Annotated in this window: 15 protein-coding genes; 11 read left to right on the top strand and 4 right to left on the bottom strand. The window is 48.3% G+C overall.

Annotated features, from left to right (window positions below):
• Window positions 1–29 precede the first annotated feature (29 nt).
• The 6 genes from FGB90_RS10720 (at window position 30) to FGB90_RS10695 (ending at window position 6,831) form a co-directional block, all read left to right on the top strand.
• Window positions 30–872: a sugar ABC transporter permease gene (locus FGB90_RS10720; RefSeq protein ID WP_138811216.1), complete on the top strand. Its 843-nt coding sequence runs from the start codon at window positions 30–32 to the stop codon at window positions 870–872.
• 142 nt (window positions 873–1,014) lie between these two features.
• Complete coding sequence (locus tag FGB90_RS10715; protein WP_138810841.1) at window positions 1,015–3,381, top strand: glycoside hydrolase family 31 protein; 2,367 nt, start codon at window positions 1,015–1,017, stop codon at window positions 3,379–3,381.
• Window positions 3,382–3,526: 145 nt separating this feature from the next.
• Window positions 3,527–4,570 carry a LacI family DNA-binding transcriptional regulator gene (locus FGB90_RS10710; RefSeq protein ID WP_138810840.1) on the top strand — a complete coding sequence of 348 codons (1,044 nt, stop codon included), beginning with the start codon at window positions 3,527–3,529 and terminating at the stop codon, window positions 4,568–4,570.
• Between the two features lie 147 nt (window positions 4,571–4,717).
• Window positions 4,718–5,842 carry an AI-2E family transporter gene (locus FGB90_RS10705; protein WP_438502692.1) on the top strand — a complete coding sequence of 375 codons (1,125 nt, stop codon included), beginning with the start codon at window positions 4,718–4,720 and terminating at the stop codon, window positions 5,840–5,842.
• 107 nt (window positions 5,843–5,949) lie between these two features.
• On the top strand, window positions 5,950–6,321 hold the full coding sequence (locus FGB90_RS10700) for a rhodanese-like domain-containing protein (RefSeq protein WP_138810838.1): 372 nt from the start codon (window positions 5,950–5,952) through the stop codon (window positions 6,319–6,321).
• 366 nt (window positions 6,322–6,687) lie between these two features.
• Complete coding sequence (locus FGB90_RS10695) at window positions 6,688–6,831, top strand: lmo0937 family membrane protein (protein ID WP_138810837.1); 144 nt, start codon at window positions 6,688–6,690, stop codon at window positions 6,829–6,831.
• Window positions 6,832–6,932: 101 nt separating this feature from the next.
• Here the strand turns inward: FGB90_RS10695 and FGB90_RS19685 are convergent, their stop codons facing one another.
• Window positions 6,933–7,073, bottom strand: a complete 141-nt coding sequence (locus FGB90_RS19685) for a hypothetical protein (RefSeq protein ID WP_171051786.1) — start codon at window positions 7,071–7,073, stop codon at window positions 6,933–6,935.
• 117 nt (window positions 7,074–7,190) lie between these two features.
• Here FGB90_RS19685 and FGB90_RS10690 point away from each other — a divergent pair, with 117 nt between their 5' ends.
• From FGB90_RS10690 to FGB90_RS10680, 3 genes are all read left to right on the top strand, one after another.
• The gene (locus FGB90_RS10690) at window positions 7,191–7,463 is read left to right on the top strand and encodes a YbyB family protein (protein WP_138810836.1); all 273 of its coding nucleotides are present in this window, start codon (window positions 7,191–7,193) and stop codon (window positions 7,461–7,463) included.
• Between the two features lie 100 nt (window positions 7,464–7,563).
• On the top strand, window positions 7,564–8,412 hold the full coding sequence (locus FGB90_RS10685) for a YitT family protein (RefSeq protein WP_138810835.1): 849 nt from the start codon (window positions 7,564–7,566) through the stop codon (window positions 8,410–8,412).
• Window positions 8,413–8,521: 109 nt separating this feature from the next.
• Complete coding sequence (locus FGB90_RS10680) at window positions 8,522–9,040, top strand: BsuPI-related putative proteinase inhibitor (protein WP_138810834.1); 519 nt, start codon at window positions 8,522–8,524, stop codon at window positions 9,038–9,040.
• Between the two features lie 223 nt (window positions 9,041–9,263).
• On the opposite strand, the gene FGB90_RS10675 is transcribed toward FGB90_RS10680, so the two are convergent.
• Both FGB90_RS10675 and FGB90_RS10670 read right to left on the bottom strand, forming a co-directional pair.
• Window positions 9,264–11,915 (bottom strand): DEAD/DEAH box helicase, encoded by a 2,652-nt coding sequence (locus tag FGB90_RS10675; protein ID WP_138810833.1) that lies wholly within the window; start codon window positions 11,913–11,915, stop codon window positions 9,264–9,266.
• Window positions 11,899–12,774: a hypothetical protein gene (locus FGB90_RS10670; RefSeq protein ID WP_138810832.1), complete on the bottom strand. Its 876-nt coding sequence runs from the start codon at window positions 12,772–12,774 to the stop codon at window positions 11,899–11,901. The genes FGB90_RS10675 and FGB90_RS10670 overlap by 17 nt, the downstream gene beginning before the upstream one ends.
• Window positions 12,775–12,926: 152 nt before the next feature.
• Here FGB90_RS10670 and FGB90_RS10665 point away from each other — a divergent pair, with 152 nt between their 5' ends.
• Together FGB90_RS10665 and FGB90_RS10660 are read left to right on the top strand one after the other, a co-directional pair.
• The gene (locus FGB90_RS10665) at window positions 12,927–13,526 is read left to right on the top strand and encodes a YkzI domain-containing protein (RefSeq protein ID WP_138810831.1); all 600 of its coding nucleotides are present in this window, start codon (window positions 12,927–12,929) and stop codon (window positions 13,524–13,526) included.
• Between the two features lie 266 nt (window positions 13,527–13,792).
• Complete coding sequence (locus tag FGB90_RS10660; RefSeq protein WP_246056150.1) at window positions 13,793–15,268, top strand: phospholipase D family protein; 1,476 nt, start codon at window positions 13,793–13,795, stop codon at window positions 15,266–15,268.
• Between the two features lie 157 nt (window positions 15,269–15,425).
• Here FGB90_RS10660 and FGB90_RS10655 read toward each other — a convergent pair whose 3' ends face one another.
• On the bottom strand, window positions 15,426–16,052 hold the full coding sequence (locus tag FGB90_RS10655) for a methanogen output domain 1-containing protein (protein WP_246056149.1): 627 nt from the start codon (window positions 16,050–16,052) through the stop codon (window positions 15,426–15,428).
• Window positions 16,053–16,206: the final 154 nt, after the last annotated feature.

The raw sequence follows: 16,206 nt of genomic DNA, 5'->3' as shown, positions 1-16,206 counted from the left end.
GTACACAAGCAGCGAAGAAACCTAAAAGAATGAGTAAAAAAAGGAGAAACCTCCTTGAACTTACCGGTATTTACACAGTGATCGGGATCATGTTTGTCATTATCTTTTACCCGCTTCTCTGGGCGTTCGGTCTTTCCCTGAATCCCGGTTCAAGCCTTTACGGTGCTTCCATGATTCCGGAAAACTGGTCCCTTGAACACTACGTCTGGCTTTTTACGGATCCGAGAAGTAATTATATTCAGTGGTACCAGAATACGCTGATTGTGGCTTTCTCAACCTCGATCATTGCAACGTTTATGGTTGCCCTTGTGGCGTATGCATTTTCACGCTACCGGTTTGTCGGACGGAAAAACGGGCTTTACGCCTTCCTTCTTGTTCAGATGTTCCCGGTACTGATGGCAATGGTGGCACTTTACATCCTTCTGAATATGGTTGGCCTTCTTGATTCCCTGCTTGGTCTGATCATTATTTATGTAGGTGGGGCGATCCCAATGAACGCTTTCCTTGTAAAAGGGTATTTTGACACGATTCCGCGGGAGCTCGATGAGTCAGCCAGAATTGACGGAGCCGGTCACCTGAGGGTGTTCTTCCAGATCATGCTTCCTCTTGCAAAGCCGATTCTGGCGGTTGTTGCCCTGTTTAACTTCATGGCACCGTTTATGGACTTTATTCTGCCGAGGATTGTACTCCGGAGTCCGGAGAACTTTACCCTGGCACTGGGGCTGTTCAACTTCGTTAACGATCAGTTCGCAAACAACTTTACACGATTCGCAGCCGGTGCGATTCTGATTGCCGTACCGATCGCAGCAGTATTCCTGTACCTGCAGCGCTACCTGATTTCCGGTCTTACATCAGGGGCTACAAAAGGGTAACAGCTGCATATTCGAAAAGATACGGTACAAGAAAGGTCCCTTCTTTCTTCCGTATCTTTTTCTTTGCAGAAGATATTCTACCGCAGTGTTCTGGAAACGAGTAAAACAGTAAATTAAAACGAACTGGCAGGAGGGTTTTGGAATGCAGGACACAAGTTTTGCGATTCACCCGGGAAATAAAAAGCAGATTGAGGGAACGGACTACCGCGATGCAGGCAGCGTGACCGCTGTTCAGAAAGGGGCGTCCCACCTGCAGCTGGAATGTGAAAATGGATACGTTACGATCCTTTTTTACAGCAGCAGTGTGGCCAGGGTTGTCATGAACCCGAAACAGGTTCCCGTGCTGGATGACAGCTTTGCGGTAATTCAGACCCCGGAAAATATAAAGGTTGATCTTCAGGAACAGGAAGGCAGTTTTACACTGACTGCCGGCAATCTGACAGCTCATGTAACTACAGATCCGCTCCGGATTACGTTTTTGGACAGCAGTGGCAGAGTTCTGATTTCCGAAGGTGACAAAGGAATGGGACACAGTGCTAATGGGGAAATTGTCTGCTATAAGGAATCTGATGAGGCCGACCACTATTACGGTTTTGGTGAAAAGACCGGCTTTCTTGATAAACGCGGCGAAAAAATGACAATGTGGAACACAGATGTCTACGCACCGCACAATCCGGAAACAGACGCCCTTTACCAGTCGATTCCGTTTTTCATGACCCTGAGAAACGGACATGCTCATGGTCTGTTCTTTGACAACCCTGGAAAAACGCACTTTAATATGCGTAATGGAGACGGGACTTATCACTTCAGCTGCGAAAGCGGACAGATGGATTACTACGTGATGGCCGGCCCGACTATGAAAGAAGTCCTCGGCCAGTACACAGGTCTGACAGGTACGATGCCGCTTCCTCCGAAGTGGGCGATCGGATATCATCAGTCACGCTACAGCTATGAAACGGAAGAGGAAGTTCGTGAGCTTGTGAGTCAGTTTATTGAAAAGGAGATCCCTGTGGATGCCGTTTATCTGGATATTCACTATATGGACGGCTACCGCGTCTTTACCTTTGATGAAGACCGCTTTCCGGATCCGAAGAAGCTCATTGCAGATCTGAAGGAGCAGGGCATCAGGGTTGTGCCGATTGTCGATCCCGGTGTGAAGGAAGATCCGGAATACGGAGCATACCAGGAGGGAATCCGGCAGGATCACTTCTGCAAATATATCGAAGGTAATGTCTATTACGGCGATGTATGGCCCGGGAACAGTGCCTTTCCTGACTTCACCAAGGATGATGTCCGCGACTGGTGGGGTGAGAAGCACAGATTTTATACGGAACTCGGGATTGAAGGTATCTGGAACGACATGAATGAACCTGCTGTTTTTAACGAAACAAAGACGATGGATACGAAGGTGATCCATGAGAACAACGGCAGTCCGAAAACCCACCGGGAGGTTCATAACATCTATGGACTGAAGATGGGCGAGGCAACGTATGAAGGAATGAAGAAGAATCTCAATGGAAAACGGACGTTTCTTTTAACCCGTGCAGGTTATGCCGGAGTCCAGCGCTACGGAAGTGTCTGGACCGGAGATAACCGCAGCTTCTGGGAGCATCTCCAGCTGGCGATTCCTATGTGTATGAACCTTGGCATGTCCGGTGTACCTTTCACTGGGCCCGATGTGGGCGGGTTTGCACACGATGCCAACGGCCAGCTGCTTGCACGGTGGACTCAGTTCGGAACGTTTACCCCGTACTTCAGAAACCACAGTGCCATCGGAACCCTCCGCCAGGAACCGTGGAGTTTTGGGGAGGACGTGGAGAAAAACGTTAAAAAATACATCGACCTCCGCTACATCTGGATGCCGCAGCTGTACAAGCTGTTTCGTGACGCGTCGGTTACCGGTGTGCCGGTTATGCGCCCGCTTGTTCTCGAATATCCTGAAGATCCGGCCACGTTTAATCTCAGCGATCAGTTTATGATTGGTGAAAATGTCATCGTAGCACCGATTACAGCACCGGATACTTTCCACCGCGCCGTTTACCTTCCTGAGGGGAACTGGGTAAACTACTGGACTGAGGAAGTGATTGAGGGTGGCAGACACATTCTTACAGAGGCTGATCTTGAAACGCTGCCTGTTTTTGTGAAGAGAGGGTCAGTGGTAGCACACGGATCCCCTAAGCGTTCAACGGCGGTGAAGGAAACCGATTACCAGCTTCATTTCTATGCCGGTGAAAAAGGCGAGACGTCGTATACGGTGTATGATGACGATGGTGAAACTTTCGGTTACGAAACCGGAGAATCGTTTGAAATGCCTGTCACCTTTTCGTATGATCAAACCAGACTCTCCATTACTTCCGGCTCTGTAAACGGCACTTATACGCCTGACTGGGAAGAGCTTACTGTTTTTGTCCACGGAGCGGATGAGCTGAAGGAAATATCCGTTAATGGCAATACAGCGCATTTTGAAACGCTTGGAAGCGGCATTGTGAAAATCAGAGTACAACGATAAAAAAGATTCAGGGGGCGGCGGTGGTTTCAGGTGGCATCTGCCCCTGTACTGCCACCGCCGGCAGAACCTGCAGGATTAAACGATAACCAGTCTGCATCCGGACATCCTGCCTGGTTCTGAATATAAACGAAGGGATGTTAAGCCCATGGCCGTGACAATAAAAGACGTGGCAAAGCGTGCAAATGTGGCTCCTTCCACAGTATCCCGGGTTATTGCAAACAGCCCGAGGATCAGTCAGCGCACGAAGGAAAAAGTGAGGGAGGCAATGAGCGAGCTGGGGTATCACCCTAACTTCAATGCACGCAGTCTTGCAAACCAGAGTACGAAAACAATTGGACTGGTCATGCCAAACTCTGCAAATAAAACGTTCCAGAATCCTTTTTTCCCGGAAGTCATCCGGGGGATCAGTACAAAAGCCCATATGCTCGAATACGGACTCTATCTTTCAACGGGACAGACAGAGGAAGAGATCTTTGAAGAAGTAAAGCATATGGTGCAGGGGCGCCGCGTGGACGGAATCATTCTTCTCTACTCGCGGGTGAATGACAAAGTGATTTCATACCTTTATGAACAGAAATTTCCTTTTACAGTAATTGGGCGGCCGTACGACCAGAGAATGTCGGATATCACCTACGTAAACAACGACAACTTTAAAGCTGCAAAAACAGTTACCGAATACCTGCTTCTCCTCGGTCATGAACGGATTGCTTTTATCGGGGGCAATCTTGATTTTGTTGTCACCGTCGACCATATGGAAGGCTATGAACGCGCTCTTAACAATGCAGGGGTGAAGCTCAGGGACGAATATGTTGTGTTTCATGAGGAAATTCAGGAGGGCGGCCAGGAAGCGGTCATTGATCTGATGAGCCTTAAGGAGCCGCCTACTGCGATGCTCGTTGCCGATGATATGATGACGTTCGGTGTACTCCGGATGCTGAGTGAGATGGATATGAAGGTGCCTGACGATGTTTCCATCGTGAGTTTCAACAACGTGATGATTTCGGAGCTGTCTGCACCGCCGATGACAACTGTGGATATTAACATCTACAGTCTCGGTTATGAGGCGGCCACCTGCCTGATCGAAAAAATCATGCAGCCCGCTGCGAAACCGAAAAAAGTTCTTATTCCCCACAAGCTGATTAAACGGCAGTCGTGCAGGCGCCAGTCTAAAAAGCCTGCTCATCAATAGGTATTGACGTATTATTACCCGCTCCCGGTAAACGGCAGCGGGTATTTTCAGGCAGAAAATACGTTCCGAAAGCAGAGAAGCGGCACGTTTTAAAAACGGGCGCAGGAGGAAGATTGTGCTATAATATGCCATATATAAAAAAGGTAGGTGAACCTGTTGCCAAAGTCGAAGTTTTTCAGATTTTTATACGGATTAACCTTTGTTCTCCTCATCATTTACCTGGCAACTCTGGTACCTTTTATTTTCACACCAATCAGTGTTATGGTTTCAACACTGTTTGTGCCATTTCTCTTAGCCGGGGTTCTTTTTTACCTGCTGCGGCCAATTGTAGGGCTGCTTCATAAACGCAGAGTGCCGAAGCCTCTGGCAATTCTGATGATTTATCTGCTTGGAATTGGTGTCATTACCGGCCTCGTTTTCCTTATCGGGCCGACCCTTCAGGAACAGGTAAATAATCTTGTTGCCAATGCACCTGCTCTGTTTAACGACTTCAGAGCGATGCTCATTGAATTTCAGAACAATGAATGGGTGGACCGTTTCCAGGAAACAGAGAATTTTTCCATCGAGGAAATTACGGAAAACCTGACTGACTACCTCACCCAGGCATTTGAGGTGATCTCCCGTAACATTGCCGGTTTTATCGGCACAGTCACAAGCATTCTCATCATTATCATTATTATTCCTTTCATCCTTTTCTACATGCTGAAGGACGGGGAAAAGCTCCCGGATACCGTGCTGAAGTATCTACCGGAAAAACAGCGTGACGAGGGTCACCGGATTCTTGGAGATCTTGATGGAGCACTGAGTAACTACATACAGGGGCAGATTATCGTAAGCTTCTGTGTCGGGGTTCTCATGTATATCGGTTTTCTGATTATCGGAATCGAGTATTCGCTTATCCTTGCCCTTGTTGCGATGGTAACGAACGTAATTCCCTTTATAGGCCCGTGGATTGGAACAATACCGGCCGTTATTGTGGCGATTATTGATTCCCCGTTTATGGTGCTTCAGGTACTAATTGTGATCGTCGTGGTCCAGCAGGTTGAAAGTAACGTCATCAGTCCTCAGATAATGGGGAAAAAGCTGGCTGTCCACCCGCTGACAATTATCCTGCTTTTACTTGTTGCAGGTCAGTTTGCCGGATTGATTGGTCTCCTTCTTGCAGTTCCAACGTATGCCGTTTCCAAGGTTGTCGTTTCCCATGCATACAGGCTGTACATGCTTAAACGAAAAGAGAACCATGAAAATGGGAAAGAGGAGAAAGAGATGTGACCAGACGGTTGAGACACATCTGTATGGTGAAAATCTGTAAAGTTGATGAACAGCAGTGGAATTTCCTATACTGAATAAGCACGTACTAATAACAGAGGTGATCAGAAATGCCACACGAAATTGACGGTATTAAACAGGTCGATGCTGAAGAACTGAAAGAGCTTGTAAAAAACAGACCGGCAGATACAGTTGTCATTGATGTCCGTGAACCGGAAGAATATGAAGCAGGGCACATCCCCGGGGTGCCGCTCCTGCCGATGCACAGCGTACCGGAAGTGGTTGACGGGTTTTCAAAGGAGAAGGAGTATGTGTTTATCTGCCGCAGCGGGAACCGCTCCCAGAACGTAGCGATGTTTCTGAAAGATAAAGGATTCGATAAAGTTACAAATTACGATGGCGGTATGCTCGAATGGGATGCTGAAAAAAATGAAGGCCCCGAAGAGCGGATCCAGTCGCCTGAGGATCTGAAAAAACTGTAGAAAAAATGAGTCGGGGACAATCCCGGCTGAAAAGAAAGGCTCTCACCACGGTGGGAGCTTTTTTTGTCCTGTGAAACTATAAGTCCAGCTCTGTTAAAGGTGAAATGTTCATTTTAAAAAATGATCGGAGAGAACGCTCAATACTCCTGTGAGAGCAGCGCCAACGGAAGACCCGGCAGGGTGGTTTTCCCTGGGAGGGTGCAGTGGAACCGGGGGATAAATGATCAATTGATAAGTTTCTGTCATATGTTTAGCCCTTAAAAACCGGGGGTAACTTATCACCAAGAAACAATTAAGCATCAGGAAAAATACTCATCTGCAGATGAAGAACAATTCCACTACTAAAAAAAACAGGAGGTACAAAACATGCTTTGGACAATTGTAGGGATTATCATTATTCTATGGTTACTCGGTTTCAGTTTTGAAATTGGAGGAGGACTAATTCACCTGCTGCTCGTTGTGGCACTGGTGGTGGCGATTATCAACTTAATTTCAGGCAGACGCGCCTGACGAAAATAAGAGAAAGTGGCGGAGATCACATACAGGAGACCCGAGAGAAAAATAACGGGTCTCCATTTTTGTGTTCTGAGCGGAGCCCGAGGCTGCCGGAATTACAAATGATCGGTTTTCTTGGAGTAGCTGTGTTTGTCTGTTTTCTGACGTGCAGCCTGTTCCTCGAGGTTTTTTTCCTCACGGCGCGCCTGTCGGTCAACAGGTTTTTTGTTCGGGTCACGGTTCGGGTTATACGGCATGCTGGAACCTCCTTTCGTCAGTTCTACTATGCGCCTTGTTTCGGGAGGATATGTAATGTTTATCGCGAATAAAAGGGGGTAAAGTATTATTACCAGCAAAAAAAGAAGGGGTGAGGGATGTTGGCAAACAAACTGATTACTTCAACACTTGTAGCAACAGCAGTCGCAGCAGGTTCCTATTATCTCGGTAAAGAGGAAAACCGGGAAAAGCTTTATCATCAGTTCAAGAGGCTCCAGTCGAAGGTTAAAAATGAGACCAATGAAGATCATAACGAGTATCTGAATGAAAAAGTTGGTCACTCGGATCCCGATGATATTCAGGATAATTCAATGGTCGATGAAGGGGCCATGTATTCAGTAAACTACTACAATGAAAACATGAATAAATAGAGGCAGAGGAAACCATCATGCGCGCATGGTGGTTTTTTCTCTTTAAATAAACCAGACTAAGAAAAACAGACGCTGCTTGTTGCTGCAGAAGGAGACGGTTATGCTCGCGAAATTTGATACCAGTATATCTGAAGAAATAAAGAAATTTTCCGTTTCGGTAGGGGCTGCCCTGATTCTTGCCGTAACACTGAACTTTTTTCTGATACCTGCAAATGTATTTGCAAGCGGGTTTACGGGGCTGGCCCAGATTCTGGCTGAACTTGTGCCGGTCATTTCAACGGGTCTGTTTCTACTGCTCTTAAATATTCCGGTTGCCATCCTTGGGTGGAAAAAGGTCGGGAAGAGCTTTACTTTTTACAGTTTTGTCAACGTTGCGGCCACCACTTTTTTTCTTGAAGTTATTCCAATCAGGGTAATCAGTGAGGACGTTATTCTAAACGCCGTATTTGGAGGAGTGCTCAGCGGCATCGGCGGCGGTCTGGTGCTCAAGTACGGAGCGTCATCCGGAGGGGTGGATATCCTTGCACTGCTTATGGCACGTTACAGCGACCGCTCTCTCGGGGTCTATTTCTTTATAATGAATTCCATCATTGTCATATCGGCGGGATTGCTGTTCGGTATGGAACAGGCATTATACACGCTCCTGGCCCTTTATGTGGCATCGAGAATTATTGATACGATCCATACACGTCACGTGAAGCTGACTGCGATGATTGTGACGAAGAATCCTGACGAAATGCAGCGGGTTTTTCATGAACGTGTTGTCCGGGGAGTTACCCGCATCCCGGCGAAAGGCGGATATACTAAGGAAGATAAGGAAATTCTTATGATTGTAATCACCCGGTACGAGCTGTATCATCTGCGGCATATCATTGAAGAAGTGGATCCGACTGCATTTACAAACATCATTCAGACGACCGGTGTTGTCGGGATGTTCAGAAAAGACTAGACAGACTTACAGAAATTGGGCTCTGAGAGGCCTGCAAATGATGTAACGTTCCCGCAATCCTCCCGTCTAACAAGACAGAACAAATGCACGCCAAGAGGAGGCACACGATATGACAATGAAGCAGTGGTTGAAATCAGCAGTTATCGGCAGTTTTGCCTTTGCGCTTGCTGCATGTGGTACCGGGGACGAAACAACAGGGGGAACCGGTGAAAACGGAGACGCAGGAGAAGAAACAGAGGAGGAAGCATCTGTCACTGAATATGAGCTGACATTCACCATGGATGTGGAAGAGACGGATGAAGGCCTCAAAACAGTCCTGACGATACAAAATGAAACTGACGAGGAAAAGCGCATAGATTTTGCAACCTCGCAGAAGTACGACGTGATTGTAAAAGATGAAGATGGTGACGCCCTTTACCAGTTTTCCGAGGGACAGATGTTTACCCAGGCCCTTGTGAGTGAAACGGTGGAAGCCGGTGGTGAGTACGTAATGGAAGACATCTGGGAGACTGATGAGGATCTTTCCGGTCGTACTTTCGAGGTGGAAGCGATGCTCAATATTTTCTCTGTGGATAATGAAGAAATCGATAAGAGCGTCTTTACACTCAATAAAACAGCACAGTTCTAATCTGCTTAAACAAAAGGGTGTTTTTCGTATAAACTGTTGTGATTTAAAAAGCGGAAAGCATCGGTCTGCAGCGTAGAAAAACAACAATCTTTTCTAAAACAGCAAAACAAAAAGACCTGCTTTCACTGAATACAGATGAAAGCAGGTCTTTTACTATTTTCCGAATCAATCTGTCAGAGCCTTGTTCCTGACCAAAATCAGTGTTGATGCCGACCAGCAATGGCTATGCTCCGTAAAAAAGCGAACGGATCTTTTCAGCAGGCAGCCTCCAGACCGGTGTCTGTTTTCCTGTCTGAAAAAGGGAGCCGTAAAGAGCTTCTTTCTGCAAAAGAGCTTTTTCGATGGATTCCTCCACTGTGCCCTTTGTGGTCAGGGCATGGACTGTAACCGGCTTTGTCTGTCCGATCCGGTGCACCCTGTCAGCGGCCTGCCGGTCCACGGCCGGATTCCACCACCGGTCATAATGAATCACTTCCGATGCTCCTGTCATGTTCAGGCCCGTCCCCCCTGCCCTGATTGACACGATCAGGAATGGAGCAGAGTCTCCCCGGTTAAATTCCTCGACCATCCGGTAGCGTTCCTTCATTTTTAAAGCTCCGTTCAGGAAAGCGGCATCGAGGCCGAAGTTTTCTTTCAGGCCATCCTGAAGGAGATATCCCATTTTACGATACTGCGTAAATACAATCGCCTGCCGCCCGGTCTCGAGAAGGTGCCGGGACGTCTCCATAAACTGTTCCCATTTTCCCGACCGGCCGCCCAGGGGCGTTCTTTCGTCGTAATAATGGGCCGGATGGTTGCAGATCTGTTTCAGTCTGGTTAGACCTTTAAAGAACACGCCTTTCCGTTCGTGCGGGGCGAGATACTCCAGTGTGTCAGCCGTTTCCTCCACTACAGCCCTGTACAGAAGATGCTGCTCACGGGTCAGTTCACTGTAGATCGTCTTTTCCGTTTTTTCCGGAAGGTGCCAGTCCGGCCGCTGCCGGTCTTTTGTCCGTCTTAATACGAACGGCTCGATCACTTCAGCAAGGCGGTTTTCAGTTTCCCCTGAAAACCTGGACAGAAATGAGGGAAGGGGACCGAGATAGCCTTCTGCAAACCAGTCAAACAGTGACCAGAGGTCTGACAGGCGGTTTTCCACCGGCGTGCCGGTTATGGCAATCCGATGGGGCGTCCGGAGTTTTTTGGCTTCCTTCCAGATTTGCGTCCGGCTGTTTTTGATCATCTGCGCTTCATCCATCAGAACGGCAGCCCAGTCCGGGGCCGAAAGCCGTTCTGAATCACGGATGAGAAGAGGATAGGTCGTCAAAACAACCTGTGTGTCCGAGAAATCCAGACGGCTTCGCTGATCCGGGGATCCATAATAGGAAGAAACAGTTACGTCTGGTGCAAACCGTTCAAATTCCTGCACCCAGTTTTCGAGAAGTGAGGTGGGGCAGACGATCAGAATCCTCCCCGTCCCGTTTGCGGTGACGTGTTCGCAGTAAGCGATCGCCTGAACTGTTTTCCCCAGGCCCATATCGTCTGCCAGACATGCACCGAGTCCGAGATTTCTCATGGCCAGGAGCCAGCGGGCACCCTCATCCTGGTATGGCTTTAAAATGGATGCCCACCGGGCCCCCAGGGAAGGTGCAGACGTTTTTCTGACAGCTTCAAACCAGTCCGGGGAGAGGGAAAATGCAACACGGCTGTCGTCGTTTGTTAGTTCAGTATATGATTCATCACCAGGCATATAGGCGATCTCCTGAATCGCCTGAAATAGACTGGCCCGGTGGTGCCCGCGGATGCGGTCAATTTCAGCTAGGTATCTCTTTGCTTTCTGAAGATCCCAGCGCATCCAGCGGCGGTCAAATTTAATGAAATAACGTTCTTCGTCCACCCATTTACGAATCGTGTCTTCCGGGAGAGAGGAATCGTGATGAGTGAAAAACCAGTCCACTTCAGCTCCTGTTCCGGAACTGCCGGGACGGATTTCCCCATTGACACGGAGATCGGCTGTCTGCTCCCAGCTTTGGGGTACGAGCACCGCAACACCGGCTGACTCGCACAGACCCTGGTATGACTGCAGCAACGCGTATACAGCCTCATCTTCCATTTCAATCACGCCTGCTCCACCGGCAAACATCTCAAGACCCGGGACACGTGAAAGAGCCTGAACTTTTTCGCTGATATACGGCATCGGGTTCTGAATAAAAGAGTGACGGCCGTCCCTGATGTCGTTCAGTACAGCCGTTCGTTTCGTTTTTGTCTCGGTAATTGCCAGTTCCACTTTCCATTCATCCGAGATCAGATCCGGTTCGTGTACGGCCAGTGCAACCTGGAATGGTTTATTTTCTGTCAGACCCAGCCGGCTGAGACAGTAATGGTACAGGTGAAGAGGCAGTTCACACGTTTTTTCGGGCCTGGTAAGGGAAACAGCCCATTTTCTTATTCGTTCGTCCGGATCACTCTGCAGCTGGTTCAGTCCGTGAGTGCCGTAACCGGCAAAGAGAACTGTGGCAAGATCAGAATCAAAAAGGCCTTTGTCAGAGCTGAATACGGGAAGATCGGGCAGGTGTTCCACTGACCAGCCGCCGAACTGCGTCGGCTTCGGTTTCATCTGCTCGGCAGTCAGAATCTCAGGAAAGTGATTTCTCAGGGAAACAGCATCTCCGAGGGGGATCACAGTACCCGTGAGTATCGTTTCATTCCGGTCCTGTGCTTCCGTCAGTGGATACACTGTGCCGTAGAAACTTTGTTCATCGGAACGGAACAGATTCTGCTTGAACAGGAGCTGGCTGCTTTTCGGAAGCGGGTGTCCGTTTTGTTCCGTCCACAGGAAAAAGCCCGGGGATTCCCGGTCCAGATAGAAGGCGATGCGCTTAGTTTCTGTTCTCAAAAGCTGTCAGCTCCTTTCGAAATGCAGTGAATCGGGCGTACCGTCTGTGAAGGATTTCCAGCCACTCGTGAAACCGGCTCTTCCTTCCGTGATTGCGGTATGCCTGTTCAAGAAGCGACAGACAGTTTCCTGCTTCTTTATAGTGAGCGGCTGTCCGTTTTTCGATCAGGCGTTCTGTCCACTGGTGGAGAAACGGAATGGCAGTCTCATCGGCAACGGAAGCAGCAATAAGTGCTTTTTCATCTGCAGAACATTTCAGAGGATCCGGTTCGTCTGCGAGGAGCGATGCCAGCCCGTCTTCATACCGTTCGTGAAAGAGGAGCAGCTGGAACCAGACCCGTCGTGTACCCGGGTGGTGGCGAAACTGGGACAGGGTGTCAAGCACTCTTTCCTGCAGGGCATTCCTGTCTTTTTGTGGAATTTCCAGGCATTTCTTTTTGTACGAAGCAGCGTGTGGCCGTGAGAACCAGCTCTGCAGCCAGGACTCATAAGTGTCCACAGCTTTAAACCCTCTGTCTAAGCCGCGATCGGGTTCCGGCTCAGGAACAGGGATGGTGCGACGGCACTCCGAGAGCAGGTCCTGAAACAGCGAACGGTCGCTGCATTCATTTACAAGGCACCGTTCAGCTTCCCTGCTTACATAACTGCTCAGTTCCTTTTTTCTCAGCAATAGATAGCGTTTTTCCGTCAGTTCACCGATTGTAAGGCGAACGACGTTTAAAAAATAAAGAGGATCTCTCTCCGGTATGGGTTCGGGTATTTCTCCAAGGACAAGCTGCCTGGCTATTGTACGGGCACGGGCCAGGCAGGTGTCCTGGTCTATATTTTGATTGAGCAGTCGTTCGGTCAGGCGTGGCACAGCTTTTCCTCCATTCAAATGATCAGTCTTTATTTTACAGGCTTTGGACAGGGTGGACAAACAAAAATAAATGAATTTGGACGCGGAAAAGTCATTCTTTTTTCGGTGCAGCTACATAGGATAGCATTAAGAAACTCGAAAGGAGCGTGGTCATGGAAGATTACCGGTTCAAGGCCGAGTTTCAGGATCTTTTCGTTCGTATTTCGAAACCGATGCTCAAAACATTCATTCATAAATTGCTTCAAGCGGATTTTCGCCTGACGTGGCGTTATGAAGAGGAGACTGTAGAGCTTCTTATAAAAAATGACCAGGGACAAGCGATGATTCCGATTCGAAAGCAGGAGAATGAAGGAACTGCAATCGTCATGGAGGAGCTCCAGGTGGATCTTGAGGAAGTGGCCATTCTGCTTGAAGAGCTGATTACGGAAGGCAAAGGCCGAGGCATTGTAAAAACGGAAACCGATGGCTGGATTTATGTGAGCTGCTTTGATAATGGGAAAATTGTTTCAGTAATGAAAATAGGCGGAGGTGAAAAGGAGATGAGCTCCTACAGAACGATTAGAAGAAGACAGGGCCACAGACGTGAGGTGGATCCTGAGGTAATGGACTACGTACTTGGCGCTGAAATTGATTATTCTCTCATGGAACTGTTTGAAGCGATGGAAGCGAACGACGGGGAGAAGTGTGCAGAGCTGAAAGAGAAATTAAAAACACTTGCGGAACAGCGTGATGAGCTCCGCGACGCCGACTAGCGATTCTTAATTCCGATCCGCTAATGGCGGATTTCTTTTTGCCATCTGATTAGATGAAGTACTGAACAAAGAGAGAGGGTTGGGGACCTGATTTACCGCGTCTGGTTATGGCGTGCGAAAAATACGCGGACAAGCTCTTTCAGGGGCTTTTTTTGTGCGTGGGAATATGAAGTTTACAGAAAAGTTAAATTATACATAATCTCTAAATTTTTTTATGCTACTATTGAAATAAATGACAGAGGCTGTCGATGCAGGGGGAGTTATGTATGGCAGAGGTAGTGACAAAAGCAGGGAGAAAGCGGTTTGGCTGGAGGAAGCTGATGGCTGGAGGGATCGCGCTCACCGCCGTTTTCGTTTATACGGTATTTTTTCTGTACGGGGTTTTAAAGCCGCTGCCGGAAGGTCTTTCCTATGAAGGGGAGGCTCATCCTGGTGAGGTGGAATTTCTTGCTGATCAGACGTTTTTAAGTGAAGACGGGTGTGAACATGATCACGTTATATTTGAAAGAATTCATGAAATGATCGATGAAGCAGAGTCATTTATCCTGCTCGACATGTTTCTGTTTAATGATGAATATGACAGGACACATGATTTTCCGGGGATATCAGGTGAACTGGTGGAAGCGCTGATTACAAAGAAAGAAACCGAGCCTGAAACAGAGATTATAGTCATTACGGATCCCATTAATACTTTCTACGGTTCCTATGAAACCGATGGGATGAAAGCTCTTGAGGAAGCGGGGATCAGAGTAGTTATAACGGATCTGTCCAGACTGAGAGACTCAAATCCGGTGTTCAGTGCGTTCTGGAGGGCCGGGCCGCAGTTTACAGGAAATAAGGAAGATGGCGGGTGGCTGCCGAACCCGTTCAGCCCGGACAGTCCGGATGGTACAATTCGTTCCTATTTAAAACTATTAAATTTTAAAGCCAATCACAGGAAGGTTGTCGTGACCGACCAGGAAGGGCTCGTAACATCAGCAAATCCCCACGATGCCAGCGGACTTCATTCAAATGTTGCCTTTGCTGTGAATGGGCCGATACTTGGAGATCTTGTTGAATCGGAGAAAGCAGTCGCGGTAATGTCGGGAGCCGAAGAGCACTGGTTTGACGAATTTGTGGTTGAGGACCTGACGGATGAAACGGAAGGAACCGGGGAAAAGATTCAGCTCATTACTGAGGGAAAAATAAAGGAAAACCTTTTAGAGGAACTTCAGCTGACTGATGAAGGAGATACCATCTACCTTGGCGCATTTTATCTTTCGGACCGGGATGTCATTTCGGAACTTCTGGAAGCAGCCAAACGGGGGACGGATGTCCGGGTAATCCTTGATGCAAACAAAGATGCGTTTGGAAGGGAAAAAAACGGGGTGCCCAACCGGCCGGCTGCTGCCGAACTCACCGGGAAGTCCGCTGGTGCTGTTGAGGTCAGGTGGTACAATACAAACGGAGAGCAGTACCACACGAAGATGGTACTTGTGGACCGTGGGACGGAAGCTGTGGTCATCGCAGGCTCGTCCAATTTTACCCGTCGTAACCTGGATGATCTGAATCTTGAAACGAACGTTAAGATCTCAGGAGGGGAGGAGTCAGGCGCTGTAACTGAAGTGAGGGAATACTTCCGCAGGCTCTGGACGAACGATGGTGCAGAGTATACGCTCGATTACAAACATTTCGCAGATGATTCAAAGTTAACCCGCTGGCTGTACAGGTTTCAGGAATGGAGCGGCCTCTCCACTTTTTAAAACGAAGAGGCTGGGCGGGAAGTGTTTTAGAGATGGAAATTTAAACAGTCAGTATGGGGGGCTGGAAACCCACTCCGGAGAAATCCGCCGCTTGTCAGCTATTCGTTCGGATTCTCGTTTAAATGCCTTGCTTATGTCACTGGCTGATGCGGGGGAGTTAATCAGTCCCGGATGACTCTTTTACTTTGTTTCTGAGAGTCTCAAGCTCATCTAGCAGTTCAAGAATGTATTCGTCATTTCTTCTCATTTCCTCATTGAGAAGCCTGATTGTTTCTTCCTCCCATAAAAACGGGCTGCCGTTTTCAGGCGTTACCGGAATGTTTTCATAGATATCTCCATTTTCGCTGTTTGCCGGAGTGAAATAGACAGCGACTTCACATACGCTGTCTCCTGCGGCGATTCTTTTTCTCAGAGACACTTCACCGTAGCCGAACTGGCGGGACGCTATGCCGCCGAACACGCTTGAAGTCATATTGCATAGATGGGGGGCATGTTTAACTGCACTTCCGAAAGGACATTCCGTTGCCCGTACCACCACGTGGTCGGAATGGACATCAACGATCCGAAAGTGTCCGCCTATAGCATTCTTGATGTCTACTATGACCTGAGCATATTTTTCCACTGTCCAGGAAGCTCCGCTGTCCTCGTTAAAGAACCGCTCGAGCCACTCCCCTGTGCGGATGCCGATCTGCTTTATATATGCTTCTGCATGTGGACCGGCCGTTTTTTTATGAAGGGCCGCGTACTGTGTAATCAGCTGGGCCAGAAAGGCTTGTCCAGTCAACTTACTTAGTTCCTCTGTTTTTTCCACGGACCCTCACCTCGGTAATAGAATTTGAAAGTCTGGCATGTACTATCAATTATAGGTGATAAAGCTTTTAAGGGCCAACATTTTAGTGCAGGAATAGTAAGAAATATCCGGGGAGCGGCTGGGAGGA

The organism is Alteribacter natronophilus (assembly GCF_006007885.1).
In the GTDB taxonomy this organism is placed as follows: domain Bacteria; phylum Bacillota; class Bacilli; order Bacillales; family Salisediminibacteriaceae; genus Alteribacter; species Alteribacter natronophilus.
This window is presented reverse-complemented; position numbering and strand designations above follow the sequence as displayed.

Excerpts from the sequence above, each read along its gene's own strand:
- FGB90_RS10660 (WP_246056150.1), top strand. The coding sequence starts at position 13,793 with ATGGCAGAGGTAGTGACAAAAGCAGGGAGAAAGCGGTTTGGCTGGAGG.
- FGB90_RS10680 (WP_138810834.1), top strand. The coding sequence starts at position 8,522 with ATGACAATGAAGCAGTGGTTGAAATCAGCAGTTATCGGCAGTTTTGCC.
- FGB90_RS10685 (WP_138810835.1), top strand. The coding sequence starts at position 7,564 with ATGCTCGCGAAATTTGATACCAGTATATCTGAAGAAATAAAGAAATTT.
- FGB90_RS10715 (WP_138810841.1), top strand. The coding sequence starts at position 1,015 with ATGCAGGACACAAGTTTTGCGATTCACCCGGGAAATAAAAAGCAGATT.
- FGB90_RS10710 (WP_138810840.1), top strand. The coding sequence starts at position 3,527 with ATGGCCGTGACAATAAAAGACGTGGCAAAGCGTGCAAATGTGGCTCCT.
- FGB90_RS10720 (WP_138811216.1), top strand. The coding sequence starts at position 30 with ATGAGTAAAAAAAGGAGAAACCTCCTTGAACTTACCGGTATTTACACA.
- FGB90_RS10665 (WP_138810831.1), top strand. The coding sequence starts at position 12,927 with ATGGAAGATTACCGGTTCAAGGCCGAGTTTCAGGATCTTTTCGTTCGT.
- FGB90_RS10690 (WP_138810836.1), top strand. The coding sequence starts at position 7,191 with ATGTTGGCAAACAAACTGATTACTTCAACACTTGTAGCAACAGCAGTC.
- FGB90_RS10700 (WP_138810838.1), top strand. The coding sequence starts at position 5,950 with ATGCCACACGAAATTGACGGTATTAAACAGGTCGATGCTGAAGAACTG.
- FGB90_RS10695 (WP_138810837.1), top strand. The coding sequence starts at position 6,688 with ATGCTTTGGACAATTGTAGGGATTATCATTATTCTATGGTTACTCGGT.
- FGB90_RS19685 (WP_171051786.1), bottom strand. The coding sequence starts at position 7,073 with ATGCCGTATAACCCGAACCGTGACCCGAACAAAAAACCTGTTGACCGA.